This is a genomic window from Prevotella aurantiaca (genome assembly GCF_015262605.1).
GTDB classification, from domain to species: Bacteria; Bacteroidota; Bacteroidia; order Bacteroidales; family Bacteroidaceae; genus Prevotella; species Prevotella aurantiaca.
This window is the reverse complement of the sequence record NZ_JABZSJ010000092.1, coordinates 1-5,640: the sequence shown is the minus strand read 5'-3', so window position 1 is coordinate 5,640 and position 5,640 is coordinate 1. Positions and strand designations below refer to the sequence as shown.

Below are 5,640 nucleotides of genomic sequence, written 5' to 3'. Positions count from 1 at the left end.
GTAAATAAAAGCGTTCCGTGAGCTTTCAGCCTACCAAATGTCCATTACGCCAGAAGTGTTGACCCTAATTTCAGACGTTCCTAAAAAGTTTTACCAAACAGCAATACTTTTTTATATATCTTCAATTGATTTTTATATGAACCTTTGAGTTGATTGATAAAATATGATTTACAAAATCCTTTTTTTTCTTAGGTGAAATAATGACACAACCATGCTTATACGTTAACTTTAATCGATCAATTGAAGCTGCAGGTGACGAATCTAAAGTGTGCGTAGATTCTATTAACAAAATATCAAAAATATCAATTACCTGTGTTGAAAAGAAAGGACAATGAATAGATAAGACTTTTCCATTAATTGTATATTTAATTCCTAATGGATACAAGGTTAACGCTGCGAGGATAACAAATAGAAAAATAGTAACAATCCAATTAAAATCAATTAAAAGAATAGGTACTGCAGATAATATTATACTTATATATATAAACAGATATAACCACAAGTCAACTTTTGAATTATATTTTTTTTCCATCTTGTCCTATTCTAAAGTATATGACTTATTTGAAAATTCTGGAAGTTTGCTAAGATTAAGGTTTACGAACTTCTCCAAATCTTCTACATTTGTTCTTTTTGCAAATTTAGCACATTTCAAATACATATCTAAACATTTTCGCAATTTCTTTTTAAGAAATTCATCGTAGAGTCAACCAGTAAGTACAAAATTATTATATTGTTCTGTAGAACTCGCATTTTGGTGTTTTAAAATTTAGTTTTTGTCTCGGTCTTATGTTTATTTTCTTCTGTATGTTCGCAATCTTTTTGTCTGTGAAATCATCGAAGTTTGCCAGTACATTTCTTATCTTAATTTATTCAGCATTTCTTTCTACGATTTGTCAGCCACAACCAAAATTATCACTTCTAACCGCAATGTTTTTTGATAATTTATTTTTACCTTTGCGACTAAGCCGCCATTGTTGCGGTTTCTTAATCATTTAACAAATCAACGTATATGAAAACATTATCTACTTCGTTTAACGCGACGTCATTTAGTCGCTTGTTATTACCGCTTTTATTCTTTATGATTGGAACTGGTACTATGATAGGACAGAATCCTAAAGATATTATTCGCTTGCAAACTTCTAAGGCTGTGGGTGAGGAATTTAATATTGACATAGAAGCTGCAAATGGTGAAACTTTCAGCATAGAAGGAGTAAATGGAAATGAGGAAGATGGTTATACCGTAAGTTCTCAAAACATTGTAGTGAAAGGCAATATCGTATCATTAACTTGTTATAAGAACGACTTGATTCAAATTGACTTATCTGATTGTCATCAACTTAAAAAATTGGACTGTCGTGGTAATAAACTCACAACTTTAGACGCAAGTGCTGTAAGTTCGCTTCAATGGTTGGCATGTAACGATAATTATTTAACAACACTAAATATAGCTAATCTAAAACATTTAGAAGAATTATACTGCCACAACAATAAATTGAAGAATCTGCAAGTAGAAACAAATACTGCACTCAATCAATTATATTGCGCGTCCAATGCTTTATCGACACTTGATGTCAGCAAAAATACAGAATTACACGTGCTAATTTGTCATCAGAATCAAATAAACTCTATTGACGTAAGCAAAAATGTGGCTTTAACGCAACTTTCATGTGGTGATAATAATATAGAAAACCTTGACCTTAGCAATAACGCTGCATTAAAAATATTAGGTTGTGGAGCAAATAAATTAACAGCACTTGACGTAAGTCACAACCCGGAATTAGAGACTTTGTTTGCCTTTGATAATAAACTATCAACTTTAGATCTTTCTCATAACTCTGGTTTACAACGCTTATCAATTGGTAATAACAACTTATCAAATCTTGATTTGAAACCTACTCCTAAAATAACACAACTGAAATGTAGACAAAACCTATTTACTAATTTGGACGTAAGTGGACTTGAAAAACTTTCGATTCTCGATTGTAGTAACAATCAATTAAGCAGTTTAGATATAACTCATAACAAAGCATTATCAACACTGCGGTGCGCAAATAATCAACTGATGAACATAGATGTAAAAGCGAACACTCTTCTTGTAACACTTGATGCAAGCCAAAATCGTTTAGCTACAATCGATCTTACTACTAATAAAATATTAGCAGAACTTTACTGTGCTGGAAACTTACTAACTTCAATTGATTTGAAAATAAACACTGGATTACGCACTTTGGATGTAGAAAGCAATAAGTTAAGTAAACTTGACCTTGCTACAAACACGATGCTAATGGGAATAGCATGCAGTAATAATGCGATTGAAACTTTAAATCTTTCAACTAATACGCAACTAAAAGAACTCTATTGCAAAAATAATAAGCTGAATGAAATAGATTTAACGGGCAACACTAAACTTAAAATGCTTCATCTCAACCAAAATCAATTGCGCGATATAAAGTGGACAAAGTTTAATAAGTTATACTCTTTAGGGGTTGCTAATAACCAACTATCAGCTGATATTCTAACTCGTTTACTTGATGCACTTCCTAAAGCACCTAATGCTACACCAAAAGAACAAGATTCTTTGAAATGGAGTGTTGCAGATATCAGCGAAAATCCAGGTACTTCAAACGCAAACACAATAAAAGCAACTGAAAATGGTTGGAAAGTAATAACAACAGGAACTACTGGAATATTTAAGCAGCAAGCAGAATCTAAATCGTATCTACGCTATAATCAAGCAGAAAATGCAATCTGTAAAACTGCAGCTGTTGCCAAAATACTTCTTTATTCAGCTAACGGAAATTTAATATTGTGCTCAAATGGTCACCAGGAGAATATCTCTTTAGTAAATATACCTAATGGAGTCTATATAGCTGTAGCTTACAACGAAAATGAACAATTCTTAACGAGTATTCGTTTTGCACACTAATGTTCATATAGTAATAGGAGGTAAACTTCGTATTTATTCGTAAATTGTACTTACAAAATATGTAATAAAGCATATTACAAAGCAATGTTTAAACTTCTCACATCACAACTTAAATGGCGAACAAAAACTTTTTGTTCGCCATTCTTGCATAAATATTAAGTTGATAAAAGCTATTAGTAAGTTTGTATACCATTTAAAAAATCTCTCACAAAACACATTAGATTGAAATTTAAATATCATTATAAAAAATACATATATATTATTTTATACTATCGGTAAAATAATTAACTTTGCAATGTAATATAATCTAAATTTTAATAACAAAAATATTCGTATCACATAATTGAATATTAATTCACGCTATAGATAATTTCAAAATATAAAACTTATCCTATGAATAAAAAATTATGGAACTATTATAAGCAATCATCAGATGGTCAAAATGCAATTACGATGTTTAATCCAGAAACAGATGATGTTTATCAAAAAATAGAGAATATAGCAACTTTCTTACAAAAGTTGAATGGTTATATTAAACCTCAACATTTTGCAGATCGTGTATTTGTGCACGAAGTTAACCTTGTCGAACGGAATCTCTTAATCGAAGAACTTTCCGAGCGCAAGAATTTCGAAACTTTTGTAGAATCCTATGACTTAAAAGAGTTTGAAATTCAAGAAGAAAAGATTATTTGGTTTGAAGAAAATTATTTTATCAAAGCAGATAAATTCAGACAAAAAGCAGCTACAATAGATGCTTTATCAATGTACTTATACTTTTATGATGCTTACTTTAAGCCTATTCTTCTTCCACGTAGATTTGATATTATTCAAAAAAGCTGTGATGCGTTGGGTATAGAACTGCCACCTATTCCGCGCACAAAAAGTTATAAAGAATATTTAATGTACTACTATGATATTTGTGGCGCAATAAATAAATTTCAAGTAGAAAATGGACTAACAGACGCTGAAGTCTGCGCCTGCATATACGATTACGGAGCAAGAGTTTTGTTAGAAGAAGGAAAACAAGAGAATGAAGAATTGCCACCACCTACAAATGTATGGCTAACTGGGGGATCTGGCAAAGGAGATTTTGAGTTTCTTGATTCATTAGGGAAAGATTCACAAGCCCAAACATCTATTTGGGCTTGCAACGAGAGAACACGTAAAGGAGACCTCGTTATTATATATTGCACATCGCCAAGAAGTTTTATCCATTCTATTTGGCGTGCAGAATCTGTTGGTATCTTTAACCCTTTCGACTATTACCATTGCAGAACTACAGTATGTAAAGGAGTAAGACTTCCACAAATATCGTTTGCTGACTTGAAGAATGATTCTTATTTCTCGCAACTACCTATTGTTCGCAAGAGTTTACAAGGAATAAACGGCATAGCATTTACAGCCAAAGATTATTCGGAGTTATTGAGGTTAGCAAAAGAAAAAGGTGCAAGAACTGATAATTACCCCCAACTTTATGTTGGGAAATCAATTGATTTTGGGGAAATTAAACAAGAAAAGGATGTAGAAGAGAATATTCTAATTCCTATCTTAAAAAGAATTGGTTATCGAACTTCTGACTGGACAAGACAATTGCAATTAAAAGCGGGAAGGAAAGAGAAAGCTATTCCCGATTTCGTATTCTTTCCAAAGGGAAGAACACATTTTGAAAGTGCTCCATTGGTTATAGAAGTTAAATTTGATATGTCATCAATGTTAGAAGAACAGAAAGCATTTCGTCAAGCTTTATCTTATGCACGTATATTACGTTCTAACATAATGGGTATTTGTGACAAGGAAAGGCTAATTATTTATGCGCTTGATTCTTTGGGGAATTGTAATATAGAAAATCCATTATTTGAAAACCACTGGCAAACTATTTACTCTGATAATATTCTAGGCGCTCAATTAAATCAACTTATAGGAGCGGAGGTTATAAAGCTCGTATGTACTAATAGCTAATATTACACTACAAAACAGACTTTTGGAGGAAAAAATAAAGCTATATTTTAATACTAATAAGAAAGAAAAAATATAATAAAAATCTATCAAAATTATAATTATAAATTTTATTTTTATAATTATAAATTTAAAATCCGTAATTATAAAATTAATTTAGTCTTCCCAAATTGAAATCACTGATAAAAATAATTAAAAAAAACGATTTATCAACCTCAAACTTGATCGATATGATTCGAAGAACAGGAGGGCTAAATATGAATATTTCACATCCTAATAAAATTTTGGCTATGATGTCTATATGAGGGCTACTAAAAAGCAACACATTAAGTAAAATCAAATGTAATCCATAAATAAATACCACCACTAAAAAAGACTCCATTCTGAAATAATAATGCATTTCAATATATAAAAGAAGAATTTAAGTCACAAAATACTGTCAAATAAGTCCTACAAATTCATAACCATCCTTTTTTTGTTAACTTCAAAGCTTATTATCTTATACACATCGGTTATCCGATAATAAAAAGTTGGTACAAACAAAAAAAGATTCTCACTTTTATGTGGTTAACAAATATACCTAATCAGCGATAATCTGAACTTCATACTTGTATTTCTCAACGTCCGCCAAACAGCAATAAACAAGAAAAAGGAAAAGAAGAAATATCTTAAACACTTTTAAAAAACAACTCTAAAAAATTTCGGCTTAATGGTCAAATGTACTCCTGAAAGGGGGCAAAAATGCTCTCTTTTTCATT

General features: G+C 31.0%; 3 protein-coding genes and 1 pseudogene. 2 read left to right on the top strand and 2 right to left on the bottom strand.

The annotated features are described in order from the left end of the window. Nucleotides 1-121 precede the first annotated feature (121 nt). Together HXN26_RS10740 and HXN26_RS10735 are read right to left on the bottom strand one after the other, a co-directional pair. A complete protein-coding gene (locus tag HXN26_RS10740) occupies nt 122-532 on the bottom strand; it encodes a PH domain-containing protein (protein ID WP_051129488.1) in 411 nt (136 codons plus the stop codon). 193 nt (nt 533-725) lie between these two features. Further along, a pseudogene (locus tag HXN26_RS10735) lies at nt 726-842 on the bottom strand (IS30 family transposase); the annotation flags it as partial. 167 nt (nt 843-1,009) lie between these two features. Between HXN26_RS10735 and HXN26_RS10730 the strand changes: the two are divergent. Together HXN26_RS10730 and HXN26_RS10725 are read left to right on the top strand one after the other, a co-directional pair. Continuing rightward, nucleotides 1,010-2,926: a leucine-rich repeat domain-containing protein gene (locus tag HXN26_RS10730; protein ID WP_273161238.1), complete on the top strand. Its 1,917-nt coding sequence runs from the start codon at nt 1,010-1,012 to the stop codon at nt 2,924-2,926. Between the two features lie 393 nt (nt 2,927-3,319). Then, nucleotides 3,320-4,885: a type I restriction enzyme HsdR N-terminal domain-containing protein gene (locus HXN26_RS10725; RefSeq protein WP_273161236.1), complete on the top strand. Its 1,566-nt coding sequence runs from the start codon at nt 3,320-3,322 to the stop codon at nt 4,883-4,885. Nucleotides 4,886-5,640 lie beyond the last annotated feature (755 nt).

Bases quoted from the DNA above. Each gene is read 5' to 3' on its own strand.
- HXN26_RS10740 (WP_051129488.1), bottom strand. From the start codon at position 532: ATGGAAAAAAAATATAATTCAAAAGTTGACTTGTGGTTATATCTGTTT.
- HXN26_RS10730 (WP_273161238.1), top strand. From the start codon at position 1,010: ATGAAAACATTATCTACTTCGTTTAACGCGACGTCATTTAGTCGCTTG.
- HXN26_RS10725 (WP_273161236.1), top strand. From the start codon at position 3,320: ATGAATAAAAAATTATGGAACTATTATAAGCAATCATCAGATGGTCAA.